The organism is Priestia sp. 10L35, from assembly GCF_056395685.1.
Genome location: NZ_JBFTKA010000018.1, coordinates 1 through 15,351, shown reverse-complemented (window position 1 = coordinate 15,351; position 15,351 = coordinate 1). Strand labels below are relative to the sequence as shown.

General features: G+C 32.1%; 17 protein-coding genes. 14 read left to right on the top strand and 3 right to left on the bottom strand.

Features of this window, described 5'->3' with window-relative positions:
* The first annotated feature begins 495 nt into the window (after window positions 1–495).
* The 7 genes from AC1DEF_RS27570 (at window position 496) to AC1DEF_RS27540 (ending at window position 4,092) form a co-directional block, all read left to right on the top strand.
* Window positions 496–606 (top strand): YjcZ family sporulation protein, encoded by a 111-nt coding sequence (locus AC1DEF_RS27570; RefSeq protein ID WP_221785218.1) that lies wholly within the window; start codon window positions 496–498, stop codon window positions 604–606.
* 284 nt (window positions 607–890) lie between these two features.
* Complete coding sequence (yjcZ, locus tag AC1DEF_RS27565) at window positions 891–1,043, top strand: sporulation protein YjcZ (RefSeq protein ID WP_057275383.1); 153 nt, start codon at window positions 891–893, stop codon at window positions 1,041–1,043.
* Window positions 1,044–1,259: 216 nt separating this feature from the next.
* Window positions 1,260–1,379 carry a YjcZ family sporulation protein gene (locus tag AC1DEF_RS27560; RefSeq protein WP_082612005.1) on the top strand — a complete coding sequence of 40 codons (120 nt, stop codon included), beginning with the start codon at window positions 1,260–1,262 and terminating at the stop codon, window positions 1,377–1,379.
* A gap of 381 nt (window positions 1,380–1,760) precedes the next feature.
* A complete protein-coding gene (locus tag AC1DEF_RS27555) occupies window positions 1,761–2,036 on the top strand; it encodes a hypothetical protein (RefSeq protein ID WP_477727668.1) in 276 nt (91 codons plus the stop codon).
* A 272-nt stretch (window positions 2,037–2,308) separates the two neighbouring features.
* Window positions 2,309–2,551 carry a spore germination protein gene (locus AC1DEF_RS27550; protein WP_048022330.1) on the top strand — a complete coding sequence of 81 codons (243 nt, stop codon included), beginning with the start codon at window positions 2,309–2,311 and terminating at the stop codon, window positions 2,549–2,551.
* Between the two features lie 21 nt (window positions 2,552–2,572).
* The gene (locus tag AC1DEF_RS27545; RefSeq protein WP_192101282.1) at window positions 2,573–2,800 is read left to right on the top strand and encodes a spore germination protein; all 228 of its coding nucleotides are present in this window, start codon (window positions 2,573–2,575) and stop codon (window positions 2,798–2,800) included.
* Window positions 2,801–3,636: 836 nt separating this feature from the next.
* Window positions 3,637–4,092 carry a spore coat protein gene (locus AC1DEF_RS27540; protein WP_328263841.1) on the top strand — a complete coding sequence of 152 codons (456 nt, stop codon included), beginning with the start codon at window positions 3,637–3,639 and terminating at the stop codon, window positions 4,090–4,092.
* 215 nt (window positions 4,093–4,307) lie between these two features.
* Here the strand turns inward: AC1DEF_RS27540 and AC1DEF_RS27535 are convergent, their stop codons facing one another.
* On the bottom strand, window positions 4,308–4,649 hold the full coding sequence (locus AC1DEF_RS27535; RefSeq protein ID WP_477727667.1) for an SPW repeat domain-containing protein: 342 nt from the start codon (window positions 4,647–4,649) through the stop codon (window positions 4,308–4,310).
* A 285-nt stretch (window positions 4,650–4,934) separates the two neighbouring features.
* Window positions 4,935–5,141, bottom strand: a complete 207-nt coding sequence (locus tag AC1DEF_RS27530; protein WP_477727666.1) for a hypothetical protein — start codon at window positions 5,139–5,141, stop codon at window positions 4,935–4,937.
* 82 nt (window positions 5,142–5,223) lie between these two features.
* Between AC1DEF_RS27530 and AC1DEF_RS27525 the strand changes: the two genes are divergently transcribed.
* Window positions 5,224–5,430 carry a hypothetical protein gene (locus AC1DEF_RS27525; protein WP_477727665.1) on the top strand — a complete coding sequence of 69 codons (207 nt, stop codon included), beginning with the start codon at window positions 5,224–5,226 and terminating at the stop codon, window positions 5,428–5,430.
* Between the two features lie 759 nt (window positions 5,431–6,189).
* Here AC1DEF_RS27525 and AC1DEF_RS27520 read toward each other — a convergent pair.
* The gene (locus AC1DEF_RS27520; protein WP_477727664.1) at window positions 6,190–6,798 is read right to left on the bottom strand and encodes a class I SAM-dependent methyltransferase; all 609 of its coding nucleotides are present in this window, start codon (window positions 6,796–6,798) and stop codon (window positions 6,190–6,192) included.
* Between the two features lie 1,314 nt (window positions 6,799–8,112).
* Here AC1DEF_RS27520 and AC1DEF_RS27515 point away from each other — a divergent pair.
* The 6 genes from AC1DEF_RS27515 to AC1DEF_RS27490 all read left to right on the top strand — a co-directional run.
* Complete coding sequence (locus tag AC1DEF_RS27515; RefSeq protein ID WP_477727663.1) at window positions 8,113–8,658, top strand: hypothetical protein; 546 nt, start codon at window positions 8,113–8,115, stop codon at window positions 8,656–8,658.
* Between the two features lie 1,083 nt (window positions 8,659–9,741).
* Window positions 9,742–9,984: a hypothetical protein gene (locus AC1DEF_RS27510; RefSeq protein ID WP_477727662.1), complete on the top strand. Its 243-nt coding sequence runs from the start codon at window positions 9,742–9,744 to the stop codon at window positions 9,982–9,984.
* 67 nt (window positions 9,985–10,051) lie between these two features.
* On the top strand, window positions 10,052–11,431 hold the full coding sequence (locus AC1DEF_RS27505; RefSeq protein WP_477727661.1) for a YheC/YheD family protein: 1,380 nt from the start codon (window positions 10,052–10,054) through the stop codon (window positions 11,429–11,431).
* A 369-nt stretch (window positions 11,432–11,800) separates the two neighbouring features.
* Window positions 11,801–13,114: a UDP-glucose dehydrogenase family protein gene (locus tag AC1DEF_RS27500; protein ID WP_477727660.1), complete on the top strand. Its 1,314-nt coding sequence runs from the start codon at window positions 11,801–11,803 to the stop codon at window positions 13,112–13,114.
* 509 nt (window positions 13,115–13,623) lie between these two features.
* Window positions 13,624–14,136: a hypothetical protein gene (locus tag AC1DEF_RS27495; RefSeq protein WP_328263831.1), complete on the top strand. Its 513-nt coding sequence runs from the start codon at window positions 13,624–13,626 to the stop codon at window positions 14,134–14,136.
* Between the two features lie 690 nt (window positions 14,137–14,826).
* Window positions 14,827–15,351, top strand: a 525-nt coding sequence (locus AC1DEF_RS27490; RefSeq protein WP_477727659.1) for a hypothetical protein, incomplete at its 3' end; no start/stop codon positions are given.

The window sequence follows — 15,351 nt, the reverse complement described above, 5'->3', positions numbered from 1 at the left end:
AAGTTTCATTAACATGATCTTTTGATCCAGAAATCATAATATTTGTTAATATAAAAAATGGGGTATTTATTTAGTACAAGCCATTCTTAAACTACATATTATATATGGTATACCTGCAGGTTACTCTCTTTCCTAGTCATGTTCTTTAAGTGAGAACATGACTTTTTTTACTTGTGAAAACATGTTTTATGTAAGAGAGCTCTGTATATGATATATAACTTAAAAACAGAAAAGCCACTGGCGTATATAAGTGGCTTTTCTGCAATGAAGATTGTCAACTTGAAAACAAACACAGTGAGGATTCCCACACGAATACTTCACAGCATCTTGAGTAGTTTGCCTGATATTATAGTTTTTAACTCTTTTTTGTGAACTAAATAGCCTATTTTAGATCTAAATCCAATCGATACCAGCTGTTTGTACATATAATGCCATAACTTATGTATATATTGAAGATTTTTCTGTTAGTTAATTATCCAGAAAAGGAGTGTCTATATGTCTAGTTGTGGTGGATTTGGTTCGAGTTTTGCTTTATTAATTGTACTATTTATTCTTCTTGTCATTATCGGATGTAGTTGTTACGGCCGTGGATTTGGTGGTTACTAACGATAAAAAAGTCTTTCTTTAATATAAGAAAGACTTTTTTATTCTAGGTTGTGCAAGGCGTGCGTTTAATCCGTAATAGAACTGATTGGGCGGATTCAATCAATCTATTATAAAGGGAGCCAAACTCATGGATGGGATCTGAGGATGCTTCATTGTATGTGAAAGAAGCTAAAAGGTTATTATTTTTTATTTATAGTGTGATAAAAAGTAGTCTATTTACTCCATGGAGCAAATTCATTTTTTAATCATATTCTAAATGTATGAAAAATAAGGAGGTGAAGTTTATGTTCTTTGGCGGTTATGGCGGAGGATATGGCTATGGTTATGGTGGCGGCTGCGGTTACGGCGGAGGCAGTGGCTTTGCTCTAATCATTGTGCTATTTATCTTACTAATTATTATCGGTTGTTCTTGTTGGGGAGGATTTGGTGGTTGCTAATAATTAGACGGTATTTTTGTTGTAATTATTAGTCTTACTTTATCCCTAACTCTAAAAAAGTTAGCTTCATGCTAGCTTTTTTTTATTAGCTAATCATAAACTCACAGTATTTTAGAAATAAACATGCTCATAAATATTTACTGTTACATATAATGCATAGCCCATGTAAAATCTGTTCCTACTCCTTTAGTCAAATTTTATGAAAGAAGTGATAGTATGTCTAATTGTGGTGGATTTGGATTCGGTGGAGGTTTTGCTCTTCTAATTGTCTTATTTATTCTTCTTATCATTATTGGATGTAGTTGTTTTGGTGGCGGCTACGGAGGTTTCTGCTAATTCAATAAAAAAGCCTTTCAATTGGAAGGCTTTTTACATAGACCAAATGATTTTAACTTGTTTTATGATAAGTAAGATTCTAAAACATTATAAATACATAAGATATGGCCAGTTTACTCCATTACTTTATTATATGAGCCTATCCATTACTAATTTAAAAGAATCCTGATTGTGGTTAAGATCAGGATTCTTTTACTGCTTGTATCATAAAATTTGGAGGATATTGATATGCATATTTTATGATATGTTAAATAGTGGAAAAATCATGAACAAGTATAAACAATTTTATATTATATAAAAAAATTATAATATTAAACGTTTGACTTATACCAAATTTCATTTTCTTCATAACATGTATTAAACGTGTTTGGAGGTGATTTTATGCCAAGAGGTCGTACAGGTAATCGTCGTACAGGTAATCGTCGTACAGATAACCGTCGTACCAATAACCGCCGTACTTCTCGTAACCGTCTAGATAATTTTCGAAGAGGAGATCGAATTCAGGTATTTTCTGCGGGAAGACAACTTGATGGAAACGGCATTTTTATTCGTGTAGAAAATGGTTTTTTAGTTTGGGAAGATAACTCAGGTAATAGAAATACTACTAGTTTAGAAGTTATTAGCATTCGTAGATTGCGTAGTGGTAACTGTCACTAATTCTTTGGACGAGCTTTAGCCTAATATCAAGAGAAAAGCTCTCTGAGTCAGTAGGGAGCTTTTTGAATTAGTAAGGTTTTTAAAAAGATAGTATAAATAAAATAAGTAGAGTTAATTTATTTACATACTCATAGTCAACTTAAGTTGACTGAAAGTCCTTAAGTCACAGATGTTTTAGGTTGATATTTATTTTATTTGTGTTAGGCAAGTTACCTAATAAAGAATAACAGCATAAATTACAATAAGTGTTCAAAAGAGAAAGGAGTAGGTTTATGCCTTATTCTATTATTGTTGGTAATGTATTGACTAATGGGATTACCCAAAACGGAAATTTAGACTTTGGTCATACAGTGCACAATAGTCATACAGCTAATTCAAAATGGGTAGGAGCTTGTATTTCTATGGGTAATTTCTCTCCTTCTACGTCTTGGATGGCTAATGGGAATTTTGATCCCGATTTTAGTGACCAAGATCAAATTGCAAACCCTTCTATGCCGATATCAGGGCAAGTTTAATAATAAAGGAGTATACTCTTTATGCCATGTAATATTAATGTTCAGAATCTCAATACTAACGGAGTTACAGAAAATGCAAATCTAGATATAGGTAACAACGTTCAAAACAGTCATACAGCTAATTCAAAATCAGTAGGAGCCTGTTTTTCTTTTGGTAATACATCTCCTTCAGTGGCTCATATGTTAAATAATAATTGTGACCCAGATATTAGTGATCAAGGCCAAGTCGATAACACTTCAAACACTTAAATTTTAATAAATAATAATTTATAAAAATATCCTTTTTGTTCACTTTCTTATTTGATGATTAATAGTAAAAAGCTTCCGGATGTTTCATTCAGAAGCTTTTTTTATATAGGTGACAATAGTACAAGCTAAAAAAAACTAAAGGAATAAAATATTTTATCTAGATTAAAAGGAGGGATATATATGTGTTGTTGGAACAATATCTTCTTCTGTAGTTTCTGTGGTTGTAGACGTCGTTGCTGTAACCACAACAATAATTTTGGCGGTTGCTCTTGTGGTAGACATAACCATAATAACCATTGTAGTTGTAAAGATAATAAGAATAATCATCACCAAAATCATAACTGTAACTGTAGAAGGAATGGTCATTCAAAGTATTAGTTATATTAACGATTAAATTCTGGTCTCTGATTTTTCAGGTTTAGTAAATTGGTCTTTGAGGATCTTTTTCTGTTTGAAAGATCCTTAAACCCTTTTTTAGTATGTAGGTCATCTTATTGATTTTTGAATTATAGATAACGTTACTAGGGCCTTCTTTGGAATGTCTAAAAGAACCCTAGCTTCACCCTATCGCAGGGGTTCTATTTTATGATTTGTTCAGGAGAGAGACATTATGTTAACTGAAAATATATAGTATAACAGCTTGAAAATAAAAAATCATTATTCTATTTAAAATGTGCTATTGTCCATTGTCATTAACCTGCACATCCTTTTATCATTTGCATATCCTATTATTAGGTATTCCCTGCTTTAAAATAGAACATTTTTATTTGATATTTTTGGTACAAGCTCTTTGTGATTTTTTATTTTTATAAAAAATTTGAAGGAATGGTGATTAAATGAGTAAACATAAGGGCAAACACAAGCATCATCATAAACATGATAAGTGGTGTGCATTAGAATCTTCTTCTCATCCAATTTTTGGTGATGTCAATCAATTAGCAGCTCAAAAAGCTGGAACTCTTCAGTTTTCTAAAGAAGATATCCTAATCTATGATTCAGAAAATGTAGAAATTAATACGACAGATACAAAAGTAGGGTTGTCAATTCAAGCAGCTTTACAGGCAGCTATTGTGGTTATTTTAACTATTTCTTTAGGAAGTAGTACAGAAGCTGATAAGGTAGCGCAAGAACTTTTCCAAAAATCCTCTATTAAACAAATTAATAAGCAACGTACAATTGTTAAAAACTCAAGAAATGTTAAAGTGACAACTACAGACACTGATATTGCAGCTAATATTCAAATTCTTATTCAGCTTTTAGTTGCTCTATTAGTCAAATTAGATATCCTTTGAGCTTAAAAGTACAAGCCTTTGGAATAAGCCAAAGGCTTGTGCTACTTCTTATAATGTGTTTCATGTCAACCAAAACCCATATATAATATATAGTATAGAATTAGAAAAACTCCCAACGTAAATAGGGAGTTTTTCTATAAATTAATGAGATTCCAGATTGAAAATGCTTCTCAGCAGTTTAAATAGTTTGCTCAAACTATGGGATGCTATTCATTTTATTTTAAACCTACAGCTTTTGAGTCCGAATTAGTTCCTAAGCTCCATAGGCTAAATATAAGCGTAATTAAACCAAGAATTACGCTTGACCAAACCTCTCCATTTGTTAATGAATAAATAAATGGGAAAATTACAAACCAGACGCCAGTAATCACTGAAATCCAGTTTTGCCACGAATTCCAACCAGGTTTGTCAGATCCCCACAATGACACGATAATCTGAATGATTCCAAAAAATGTACTTAGCGACAAAGCTCCTGATTGATCTGCAAAACCAATAACCCAAGGCGCACTAGTAAACCAGATACCAATTAATGCATTTAAAATACCTCTTGTTTTCATAATTACATCTCCTCAAAGTTTATGAAACCTTTAAAGGTTCCATTATTGAGTTATATGCTTAGAAATTATTGAAATGAGATTATATGGTGGTTGATAAAAAAAGAGAAAAACCAGGATTATAGTTCCTGATTATAGTGCCTGTTTCTCATTGTGCATTATTACTACCTATAGAATTCATCATGGTAATTTAACGTGTATATTACATATATGTTAAAGCGAAAAAGAGATATCCCTAATTAAATATGTTCTCTCAAAATATTAAAAACACTTCGGTTTAACTTCTTATTATGGTCCAACAGTCTCGTCGCAGTCTCCAATAAATGTTTGAGGGGAAATAGGAGCAGTAAAAGCTGTTTGGAATACAGTATTGTCTTCACCTGTTGCCGTAATAACGATGGAAGCTACATCTGTTATTGGGTTAATTGTATACGAGAAATCAACAGTAAAATCGCCATCGAGTACATTTTCGGTGGCCTGTGCTGTTCCATCCATGGTTTACTATGATAATTTTATCTCTTAAAGCAAAGTATAAGCAACGTTGTAAAGTAAATGAGTTGTACGGAAGGAACAGCATATGAGTAGGGTGAAAGAAGGAAATCTAAGTCTTACTTATGATATTCCAAGAGGGTTCCATAAGGAACTACGTTTTTTAGCTGTAGATCATGATACGGGTGTTATGAAATATGTGAATTTGAATTTAGCTTCTGACTTAATACAAGAAGTGGATCGTTTTAAACGTGTTGAAGAAGGGTGTCAGGTAATTTTAAAAAACCTTTTTTGAAACAACTTACACCATGTGAACAGGACATTTTTGCTCTTGTACTTGGTAGCCATTTCATTATAAAAAGGCAAGATATTTTTTTCAAAGAAGAGAGCACAAATAAGAATTAGAGATGCAGTATTCTACAAAAATTAAACGTTTCTTCAATGAAAGAAGCGATTGGTTTTTATAAAAAAACTACCCAGACTTCTTCTCAAAACTCCACGAATTATCACCAAAAAATCTTTCAAAAACTCGTGAAATTTCATAAAAGTTGATGAACTAGCGAAAGAAAATGGGATGTCTCGCCAACAATTTTTGAAAGAATAATTCGAAGTATTAGCTTTTTTTTGATCGGGAAGTAGCAAGAGAAAAAAAGATTAGAAGCAATCATTGATCAGAACATCGAAATGATGAAACAATGTGCGATATCAATTGAAAAGATGAACGACATTCTATATGAACTGGTGGGAGATGTGGAGGAGTAATAAAAACACAACGATTTATGATTACACTAGATATAGAAATGGATTAATACATCCAGGATTATATGGCTAAACATATACCTTGTTTCTAAGGAGAAAGGAGTATAGATATTTTCTAACAAAAGAAACGCACTGTTATCTATACTTACACTTGAATATTGGCTTACGTTTTACTTTCCGTTATGGCGTGTGATGAAGATAAGGAAATAAATGAACCTATAGTGGGAGGCATGGAAAGTGTGGCGCTCCTAAGTTACAGAAAAGGTAGAGGGCACTATAGATATTTGTTTTTCATCTAATATGTTTTTATAAATATAGCGTGATTTCCTCTTATATCAATTTTTTTATACCATTTTGGTAATTCATTAACCAATTTGGTTGGTCCAGGCCAACTTGGAACATCATCAAAAATTATATATCCCCCTGTAGCAACAAATGGACTCCAGAATTCAAAGTCTCGTTTCACAGATAAATAATCATGTGAGGCATCAATATATATAAGACCAATCTTAAGAGATGATGGCCATTGACGTGATGCTTCAATACTGTCCATCTTAATTGGTTGGATATAATCCAACAAATTTAACTTTTTCATATTTCCAATAAATTCATTATATAATTGATCTTCTGCATAACCTTGTAAAGTTTTTTGATGTTCTAATGATCCTTTCCATGTATCTATTGCGTACACACGACCTTCGTTTCGATCTTTAATAGCACATGCTAAACAAGCAGTAGATCTTCCTTTCCATGATCCTATTTCTACTATATTAGAGACGGGAGCTCTTAAAGCATATCTGTATAGGTTCTCAACTCCCTGATCTCTTAACCATCCCTGTACTGGTTTAATTAGTTGTTTGATTTCATTTATTCGTATTAAAATTTGATTCTCTGAAATATTCATTTTATTCTCCTATTCTTTTAATTTATTTATAATTTATTCTAAGTGAATCATTATTGAAACTCCTAACACCCATTCTTATTAAAAAAGCTGATGAACTGGCGAAAGAAAATAGGATGCCTCGCCAACATTTTTTGAAAGAACAATTCGAAGTGTTAGCTTTTTTTAATGAGCAAGTAGCAAGGGAAAAAAGATTTGAAGTGACTATGAATACCTGCAAAAAGTATTGAGAAGGAAAAAGAAAGGATGGTGGCTAGATTACATTAAGGAAACTGTTAGTAAAAATATTTATGATGTATTAAAAATTAAACTTAAGAAATTTGATTTGGAACAAATAGTGCATGTAGAAATACACAAATTTTTATTGAGTTTATGAATGATTTTTATTTTCATCATGGTTATACAGGTAGGGGTAAGATAATTATATTGTAAGAACTTGAGGGAATTTGCAAATTAACCTCTAAAACTTGAGCGTAATGATATCAAATTTTTATTGTTTTAGATGAAAGTTTTAAGGCTGAATCCATCAGCAAAAATATCGCGAGGGTAAATGCCGAGTTTCTGTATCAATTGAAGTCGACAACCTTCATCTTGGGTGAAATCCGTTCGTAAAAGTGTTTATATTTAATTGGACGTTCGTGATCTGATTTTTAATTTAAACGAACGATAAAAATGATAGATTTTGTATTTGAAATAAGAGTTCGCAAATGTATACGTTTACGAACCGTTGGTTGATAAAATGTAACACAAAACTCAAAAAGGGATTTTGACTAAGTTCTCCTAAATGAAAAGTATTATAGTGTTTAGGCATATTTTTTTGCTTTTTTTACTTGAGTTTTGTTATTTCTTATGTATTTTTTAAAACAAAACGTTTATTGGAATTTTCATAGTTATAAATAGATATAACCTCTCCTTATAATTCAACTTCATCATATGTATTAAATTTTAAAAAGTAACTAATTTCCGGTTATATTTCACTATATTTACTATCAAATAAAATGGCAAGGTATAATTCCATACAAAATAATTCAAAGTTGTATACTATGTATCACAGTATAGTTAACATAATTCGTACTATCATTTATTAAAATTAATTGAGATACTATCCACTTGCCTTTAATCATGTTTTTATAGGTAGATAAACAAAGTTTTAGCAAAGTTAGCTGAAAGAATATAAAAAGAGGGGAAATCAGCATAAATATTTTTGTTTTAAAACAGAAATTTCTAAAAAATGTTTTTACGTGCGACCAGTTCAACTGTATCTTCATAGAATGATGTTGAGGTATGTTCTCATGATTAAGAAAGGGAGGTGAGAAAATGGGATATCATAAAAAAGATTGTAATCCTAATCGTAAAAAAAGGTATGCCCAAAATGACCATGAATATGGTTGTTACCCAGATGACCATTATGACATTCATAAAGAAAAGAAAATTAGCAGAACGGTTGCGGATTTTTCCTATTTTAATCAAGCAGGGTCAGTAGTTCTTACTTCTACGTCAACAGATCCTTCTGTTGAAGAAATAATCGGACTGGTAAAATTCAAAGAATTATTTAATGGCGATCTTGTCAGTTTAAGTGGTTCAAGTACAGTTACAGTTGGTGCTATTTCACCAAAGACTATTACATTTAGAATTCACAAAGTAATAAATCCCCAGTATAATCCACTTTTAAGTCCAACAATTTATGTGCATACAGTCTCTGTTAATGCTAATATGACCTTTTCTGTACCGCTGGAATTTGTTGATGTCTTCATTGATGATGAGGCTGAAGTAAATTACTACTATACGGTTAGTATTCCAACTGGTGTTGCAGCAACTGCAACGGTTAGTAGTAGCACTCATACAGGTAATTTGTACAGATAATAAATATAGTCCCAAGATATAAGCTTTATCATTTTTTTGCAAAAATTAAGGTATTCGGATTGATATTTTTTTCTGTGTTTAAATTGTATAATTACTTCTCTGGAAACTCACTAAAAAAGAACCCTTGAGACAAGGGTTTTAGAAAAGGCTTTTTTCTTTAGTATGCAACCCTTTATACACCCTTTTATATAACAGTACTCTTCGGATGAGTAAATATAAAATAGACGTATATAAAGTGCATCTTTTATACATATGCGGTAGCTCATATGAAATAGTATCCATACAATCATATATTAAAATTTATTTGAAGTTGTGTGTTCATAATCTTGCTATGTTTTAAAAAAGCTATGTTGTATGAATTATATTTAAAATGTTAGAGAAAAAGCTCTAATATATAAGCAACTATTCAAATACTCTGTTGTGGAAAGTTATTACTTTATATGAGTTGGTGTATTTTTACGTTTATATTCAGTAGCAAGAAATTTCAATAATACTGGGGAGGAGGTCAATGAAACAATCAAGGTTAGACTGTTTTGACTTCCATTCTAAACCAATAATGTTTTCAATTACTTCTAGACCGAGGGATTATTACAGGGTTCTTCAGTTTGTTACTAATTACGTTCCCTCGTAGGTACTTTCTTTTTTCCTAAGGACTAGCAACTACACTAACTAATTTAATTTTTTGTTAATATTCTTTCCTTAAATACGTAAAGAATTTTATTTATTTCGTTGTGGCTTGTTTATATCAAAATTATGTTCGTTCATGTATGTGTAAAAACTATCCTAACAGAATTTCTAGGTAAGTAAAAAGATTATTTTTAAGGGGATAGTGTAAATTAGAAATTCTGAAGTGAATGTACTTTTTCTTTTTTCTATAGATTAGTATATTAATAAAACCCTTATTTTGGATTATCCATAGTTTTTCACCCAAATAGTTTTAAAAAAGAAAAACATGAACGTTTGTCCCTTTCCTTTCTTTATTGGCTGCATAAGCTATTGATAAGAGGTTGATAATAAAGTCATGCTAACCGCTTTTTAGTTGTGTCATCCTCTTAAAATAATAAAAAAGGAAGGTGATATAACATGGGTGGAGTATTAACTTGCCGTGTTACAGCAACAGCACAAGTAGGGGGATCAGCACCAATTACTGTCACTGTAGATGTTCCAGATAATGGTTCAGGTTTCGTGGATGTTACCCTTAACTTTGGTCCTCCTGTAGGTAGTATTACTTTAGCAGGAATTCCTTGTCCAACAGTTGCACCAGTTACCATTGTTGTTGGTAACACTACGATTATAGTTAGTGTTGAAGAAGTAAGAGTACCATAGAAATATAATTTCAGACCAGTTTATCCACCTCAGGCTTACAGGGGTGGATTTTTTAGGAGTGATTATTATGGATCAGTATAAGCAAAAGCTCCCCTTTATAGGAATCTGTATATCGAAGGTAAAACCGTTATTCGAAAGACTAGCAAAGGAAAGACTTGAACAGTATCCTGGTGACGCTACCCTTATAACGTTTCGTATTGAGGACTTGAACTTAGCGAGACGTTATGTAAGAGGGGTTTATTGGGAAAAAATTGGGGAGGAGATTAATCGGAAAGAAGGAGTATATCCCTTACCTGACGTAATCTATCTGCAATGTCATGTAGATAATAATATCGTGAAACAGGTCGAAAGGGTCATTGGTCGTAAGATATTTAATAATTTTATATTTGATAAATGGGAATGCTGGAGTTTATTAGCAGGGAATAATGAGTTGCGAAATCACCTTCCCTATACCAGGAAATTAGTAAACAAAACAAACATTTATCCTTTTTTATATCAATACAAAGATATCTTTTTAAAACCTATTAATGTCTCCCATGCCCATAATAGCAGAGGGATTTTTCGAGTGAAACTGAAAAGTAAAGGGAACATCGAAATTTTCTATCGAGAAAAAAATAAAATGAAAGAGAAAAGGTTTAAATCCTATCAGAAGTTTCAGGACTGGACTTTACCAAGGTTAGCCCCTGGAGGTTATATTTTACAGCAAGGAATTGAAACAGTAAAAAGCTCCAAAAATGCAACCGATATCCGAATTAATATGAATAAAAACAGTAAAGGTCAATGGGAAGTATCTATGATACTAGTTCGAGTAGCATCTAACATTAGCCACGTTATTCCTAAATTTGTAACAGCCTATTCTATTAGTAATTTTATAAAAACACTTACTGTTGATAAAGAAAAGGAAGCAGAAATAGAAAAGTCTGTTATTAACGTTGGGATGAAGATTTGCAGTATGTTAGATAAATCTGGATACCATATGGGGGATTTAGGAATAGATTTAGGGATGGACGAAAATGGACATGTATGGATTTTTGAGATTAATCCTCTTCCATTTCCTTTTCGTGGATCAATTCAGGATCATTCCTTGATTAGACCAATCGAATATGCTTCTTATCTCGCTTTAACTAAACATCCACAGCAAGCATCACATCCACAGCAAGCATCACAGCCACAGCAAGCGCCACAGCCACAACAAGCGCCACAGCAAGCATCACAGCCACAGCAAGCGCCACAGCCACAACAAGCGCCACAGCAAGCATCACATCCACAGCAAGCATCACAGCCACAGCAAGCGCCACAGCCACAGCAAGCATCACATCCACAGCAAGCATTACATCCACAGCAAGCGCCACAGCCACAACAAGCGCCACAGCCACAACAAGCGCCACAGCCACAACAAGCGCCACAGCCAGAAGCTGATAAAAAATGGTGGAAATTCTGGAACTAAAATAACATTATGGAATAAATTTTTTAATTATGTTTGAGATAATAACGATTCTATAACATGCCCAGGCGCAATGTTAATAGTCTTATTAAGAATACCTATATACTTTTATCTTTCTTTAAAAATATCTTTGTACATTATGTTAAATGCCTATAACACTAAAAGAATCCAACATATATTGGTTATAAGTGAAATAGAGGAATTTCGTTTCTGCTCAAACTAATAAAAGTGGATAATACTAAATTGTGTTAAATCACCCACTATTAACTTAACATTTAGCTGATTTTATTTTTAAATGAAACGATTTAATACTAGTTTCAGAACTTTATTTGAGAACAAATAATCAGCATGTTAAAGAAAGGAAGGACATTCATGGATATAGCCATAATAGGTACAGGGTATGTGGGTCTGGTAACAGGAGTTTGCTTATCAGAAATAGGCCATAATGTTACATGTATTGAGATAGACGAGAAAAAAGTAAAAAGCTTGAGATTAGGAAATTCACCAATTTATGAGCCAGGATTGGATGAATTGATGGTAAAGAATATTCAAAAAGAAAGGTTAAGCTTTACTACAAGTCATAAAGAAGGTCTGGCTAACAAGCAAATTATATATATAGCTGTCGGTACTCCACAAGAAGTTGATGGCTCAGCCAATTTAAAATTTATTGAACAAGCCGCTAAGGATATTGCTCAAAATATAACAAACGATGTAATTGTTGTTACGAAGAGTACAGTCCCAGTTGGAACTAACATGCATATAAAAGATTTAGTCTTGAATAATTTAACAACTGAATTTAAAATACAGGTCGTTTCCAACCCTGAATTCTTACGTGAAGGATCAGCAATAAATGACACTTTTCATGGAGATCGAATTATTATTGGTCATGACAATGAACAAGCTGCAAATATTCTTGAAGAAGTCTATAAACCATTAAATATTCCTGTATTCAAAACAGATATTTACAGTGCTGAGATGATAAAATATGCATCTAATACTTTTTTAGCAACAAAAATTAGTTTTATAAATGAAATAGCTAATATATGTGATAAAGTTGGAGCGAATGTTGAAGATGTTACAAAAGGAATGAAACTTGATAAACGCATCGGTTCACACTTTTTAAACGCTGGTATTGGATATGGAGGTTCCTGTTTTCCAAAAGATAATAGTGCATTGGTTAAGATTGCTGAAAATGCTCAGTATAACTTAGAGATTATTAAATCTACTATTAAAGTGAATGAAAGGCAGCCGTTGGTGCTGGTAGAAAAAGCAAAAGTACGCTTTGGCAGTTTAATTGGCAAGAAGATAGCTTTATTAGGATTAACTTTTAAGCCATATACTGATGACATGAGAGAAGCCCCTTCTATTTATATTGCACAGCAATTATTGAGGGAAGGTGCCCAAGTAATTGGGTACGACCCAGTAGGTATTGAAAGAGCAAAAGAGATTTTGCCAAAAGAAATAAATTATGTAGATTCTTTGGAACAAGCGCTTCTAGAGGCAGATGTTGTCTTTATCTTAACAGAGTGGAAAGAGATCACTGAATTTTTTTTGGAGAAGGCAGTTCAGTTAATGAAAAATCCAGTTGTCTTTGATGGACGAAATTGTTTTTCACTAAAGGATGCAAATTGTTTTCGTGTGGAATATCACTCAATAGGAAGACCAACTGTATTAAGAGAACCCTGATTTGCAATAAGGATAAGACTGATTACTACTCTTCATATAAATAATTGTATAAACCTCCCCCTAATTTCTTCACTTACCTCCCATCGTATATAAAACTTCTGAATTCTAGAATACTCACTTATTTATTCTTAGAAAGAATTTAATTAAAACCAAAGAGGCTACTAACATTCCTTAATAGCCTCTTATATTATTTAATCCCCCCAAAAAAATTTCTATTTACTTTTAAAAAAGGGAAAAAGTTTTTTGTGAGAAATTCTTAGGCTTGTATAGGCACACTTTTGTTAGTACATGAATACATATATTCCATGATTGTCACCTAACAAAGAGTTTTTAAGCTGTTGAATACAATTCCATTAAATGATGTTAATTATAGTCTAGAAATAAAAATAGATTTATACATTTTGTATCTTATCTATGTAGTTAGTTAATTAATGTTTATAAGTGAGAAATACATTAAGTTAACGGAACTTAGTAATAAGCAAGTGTGTCCATTTTGAAGGAGGTTTACCATGAACTTAATTGAAGAGGAAAATAATTATTATATTATGAAAGAAATTAAAGTTAAAAAAGCAAAGGTTGTTCAAAGAATAAACACTAATACTTTGTACGAAAGAATTGTTATACCATACGAAGATGTAGATGTATCCGATGAAGATGTTGACATGCTAGATGAAAGTACAGATGCATTATGGGAAGATAATGAACCTTTGTATAAGAGCAGTGTTTGTGAATTATTAGATCAAATTGCTAATAGCGATGATACGGATTTATTGTCAGAGTATGAAAATAAGTTACTGTTACTAAATAAGTCTACTTCACAACCTGTGTCAGTCGATGGGATGGAGCCAACTATTTTTACTTTAGAAAGTTTTGACCCTGATACAGGATTAGGAGTTTTCAGCTTTGACAGAGAAATGATGGATTCTGATCTAGAATCGATTCCTGTGAAAGGGACGTTTATTGAATGCTGCGACAACATTGCTGGTATTTTTTACGTAGAAGATAATAAGGAAGCTTGGTAAATTATTCTGCTGATATTTCTATACCTGTTTTAAAAGGTGATACCGGGTGTATTACCAAAAAATTAGGCTGTCAATTAACAGTCTGATTTTTTGGTAATAAATTTAAATGTTTAGAATTTTAAAAAGTAACAACATAAGTATCTTTTTGGGGGATATTTTAGACCTCAATAAACTACACAAGAACTCTACATATTTAGTAAGTAGTAGGCTCATTTTATATGCTTATTTAGACTAGTATCGAGTATATAAGTTCTTTGATTAGTGTATTTAAGGAAACTGCAAGGATTTCCTGCCATCGTTGTATACATTTTTTTGGGATTTATTGAATTTTTTGTATTTCAAACCAAAAGTTATCCTTCCTATATTAGAAGATTTTTTATCTGGAAAACTTTATAAAACAAAATTAATAAAAACTCATTTAAGTTAAGATTGGCGAAGTAGAAAAAACCTAATTGAAAATTAGGTTTTTTTTTTGAGAGAAAATAAGTAGTAATAGCATTATTCTATTTCCTTTCTGGGCGATTTGTAACTTAAAAGGAACATAAAAAAAGTTTAGGAGAAATTTTAAGACAAGCATACAAGCATTTTTAAAATCACTGAATATAATAACAAGGAATCCAAAGAAAGGAAGTGATAGAGTGAGGGATTATTACATTGCAAAATGTATAAAAAGCTCCAACTGTAAAGAATGTGGATGCAAGCATAAAGACCATGAGAAAGAATGTGGATGCAAGCATAAAGACCATGAGAAAGAATGTGGATGCAAGCATAAAGACCATGAGAAAGAATGTGGATGCAAGCATAAAGACCATGAGAAAGAATGTGGATGCAAGCATAAAGATCACGAGAAAGAATGTGGATGCAAGCATAAAGATCACGAGAAAGAATGTGGATGCAAGCATAAAGATCACGAGAAAGAATGTGGATGCAAGCATAAAGACCACAAGAAAAAATGTGGATGTAAGAACAAAGACCACAAGAAAAAATGTGGATGCAAGCATAAAGACCACAAGAAAAAATGTGGATGCAAGCATAAAGATCACGAGAAAGAATGTGGATGCAAGCATAAAGACCATAAGAAAAAATGTGGATGTAAGAACAAAGACCACAAGAAAAAATGTGGATGCAAGCATAAAGACCACAAGAAAAAATGTGGATGCAAGCATAAAGATCACGAGAAAGAATGTGGATGCAAGCATAAAGACCATAAGAAAA

Bases quoted from the DNA above. Each gene is read 5' to 3' on its own strand.
- AC1DEF_RS27570 (WP_221785218.1), top strand. From the start codon at position 496: ATGTCTAGTTGTGGTGGATTTGGTTCGAGTTTTGCTTTATTAATTGTA.
- yjcZ (WP_057275383.1), top strand. From the start codon at position 891: ATGTTCTTTGGCGGTTATGGCGGAGGATATGGCTATGGTTATGGTGGC.
- AC1DEF_RS27560 (WP_082612005.1), top strand. From the start codon at position 1,260: ATGTCTAATTGTGGTGGATTTGGATTCGGTGGAGGTTTTGCTCTTCTA.
- AC1DEF_RS27555 (WP_477727668.1), top strand. From the start codon at position 1,761: ATGCCAAGAGGTCGTACAGGTAATCGTCGTACAGGTAATCGTCGTACA.
- AC1DEF_RS27550 (WP_048022330.1), top strand. From the start codon at position 2,309: ATGCCTTATTCTATTATTGTTGGTAATGTATTGACTAATGGGATTACC.
- AC1DEF_RS27545 (WP_192101282.1), top strand. From the start codon at position 2,573: ATGCCATGTAATATTAATGTTCAGAATCTCAATACTAACGGAGTTACA.
- AC1DEF_RS27540 (WP_328263841.1), top strand. From the start codon at position 3,637: ATGAGTAAACATAAGGGCAAACACAAGCATCATCATAAACATGATAAG.
- AC1DEF_RS27535 (WP_477727667.1), bottom strand. From the start codon at position 4,649: ATGAAAACAAGAGGTATTTTAAATGCATTAATTGGTATCTGGTTTACT.
- AC1DEF_RS27530 (WP_477727666.1), bottom strand. From the start codon at position 5,141: ATGGATGGAACAGCACAGGCCACCGAAAATGTACTCGATGGCGATTTT.
- AC1DEF_RS27525 (WP_477727665.1), top strand. From the start codon at position 5,224: ATGAGTAGGGTGAAAGAAGGAAATCTAAGTCTTACTTATGATATTCCA.
- AC1DEF_RS27520 (WP_477727664.1), bottom strand. From the start codon at position 6,798: ATGAATATTTCAGAGAATCAAATTTTAATACGAATAAATGAAATCAAA.
- AC1DEF_RS27515 (WP_477727663.1), top strand. From the start codon at position 8,113: ATGGGATATCATAAAAAAGATTGTAATCCTAATCGTAAAAAAAGGTAT.
- AC1DEF_RS27510 (WP_477727662.1), top strand. From the start codon at position 9,742: ATGGGTGGAGTATTAACTTGCCGTGTTACAGCAACAGCACAAGTAGGG.
- AC1DEF_RS27505 (WP_477727661.1), top strand. From the start codon at position 10,052: ATGGATCAGTATAAGCAAAAGCTCCCCTTTATAGGAATCTGTATATCG.
- AC1DEF_RS27500 (WP_477727660.1), top strand. From the start codon at position 11,801: ATGGATATAGCCATAATAGGTACAGGGTATGTGGGTCTGGTAACAGGA.
- AC1DEF_RS27495 (WP_328263831.1), top strand. From the start codon at position 13,624: ATGAACTTAATTGAAGAGGAAAATAATTATTATATTATGAAAGAAATT.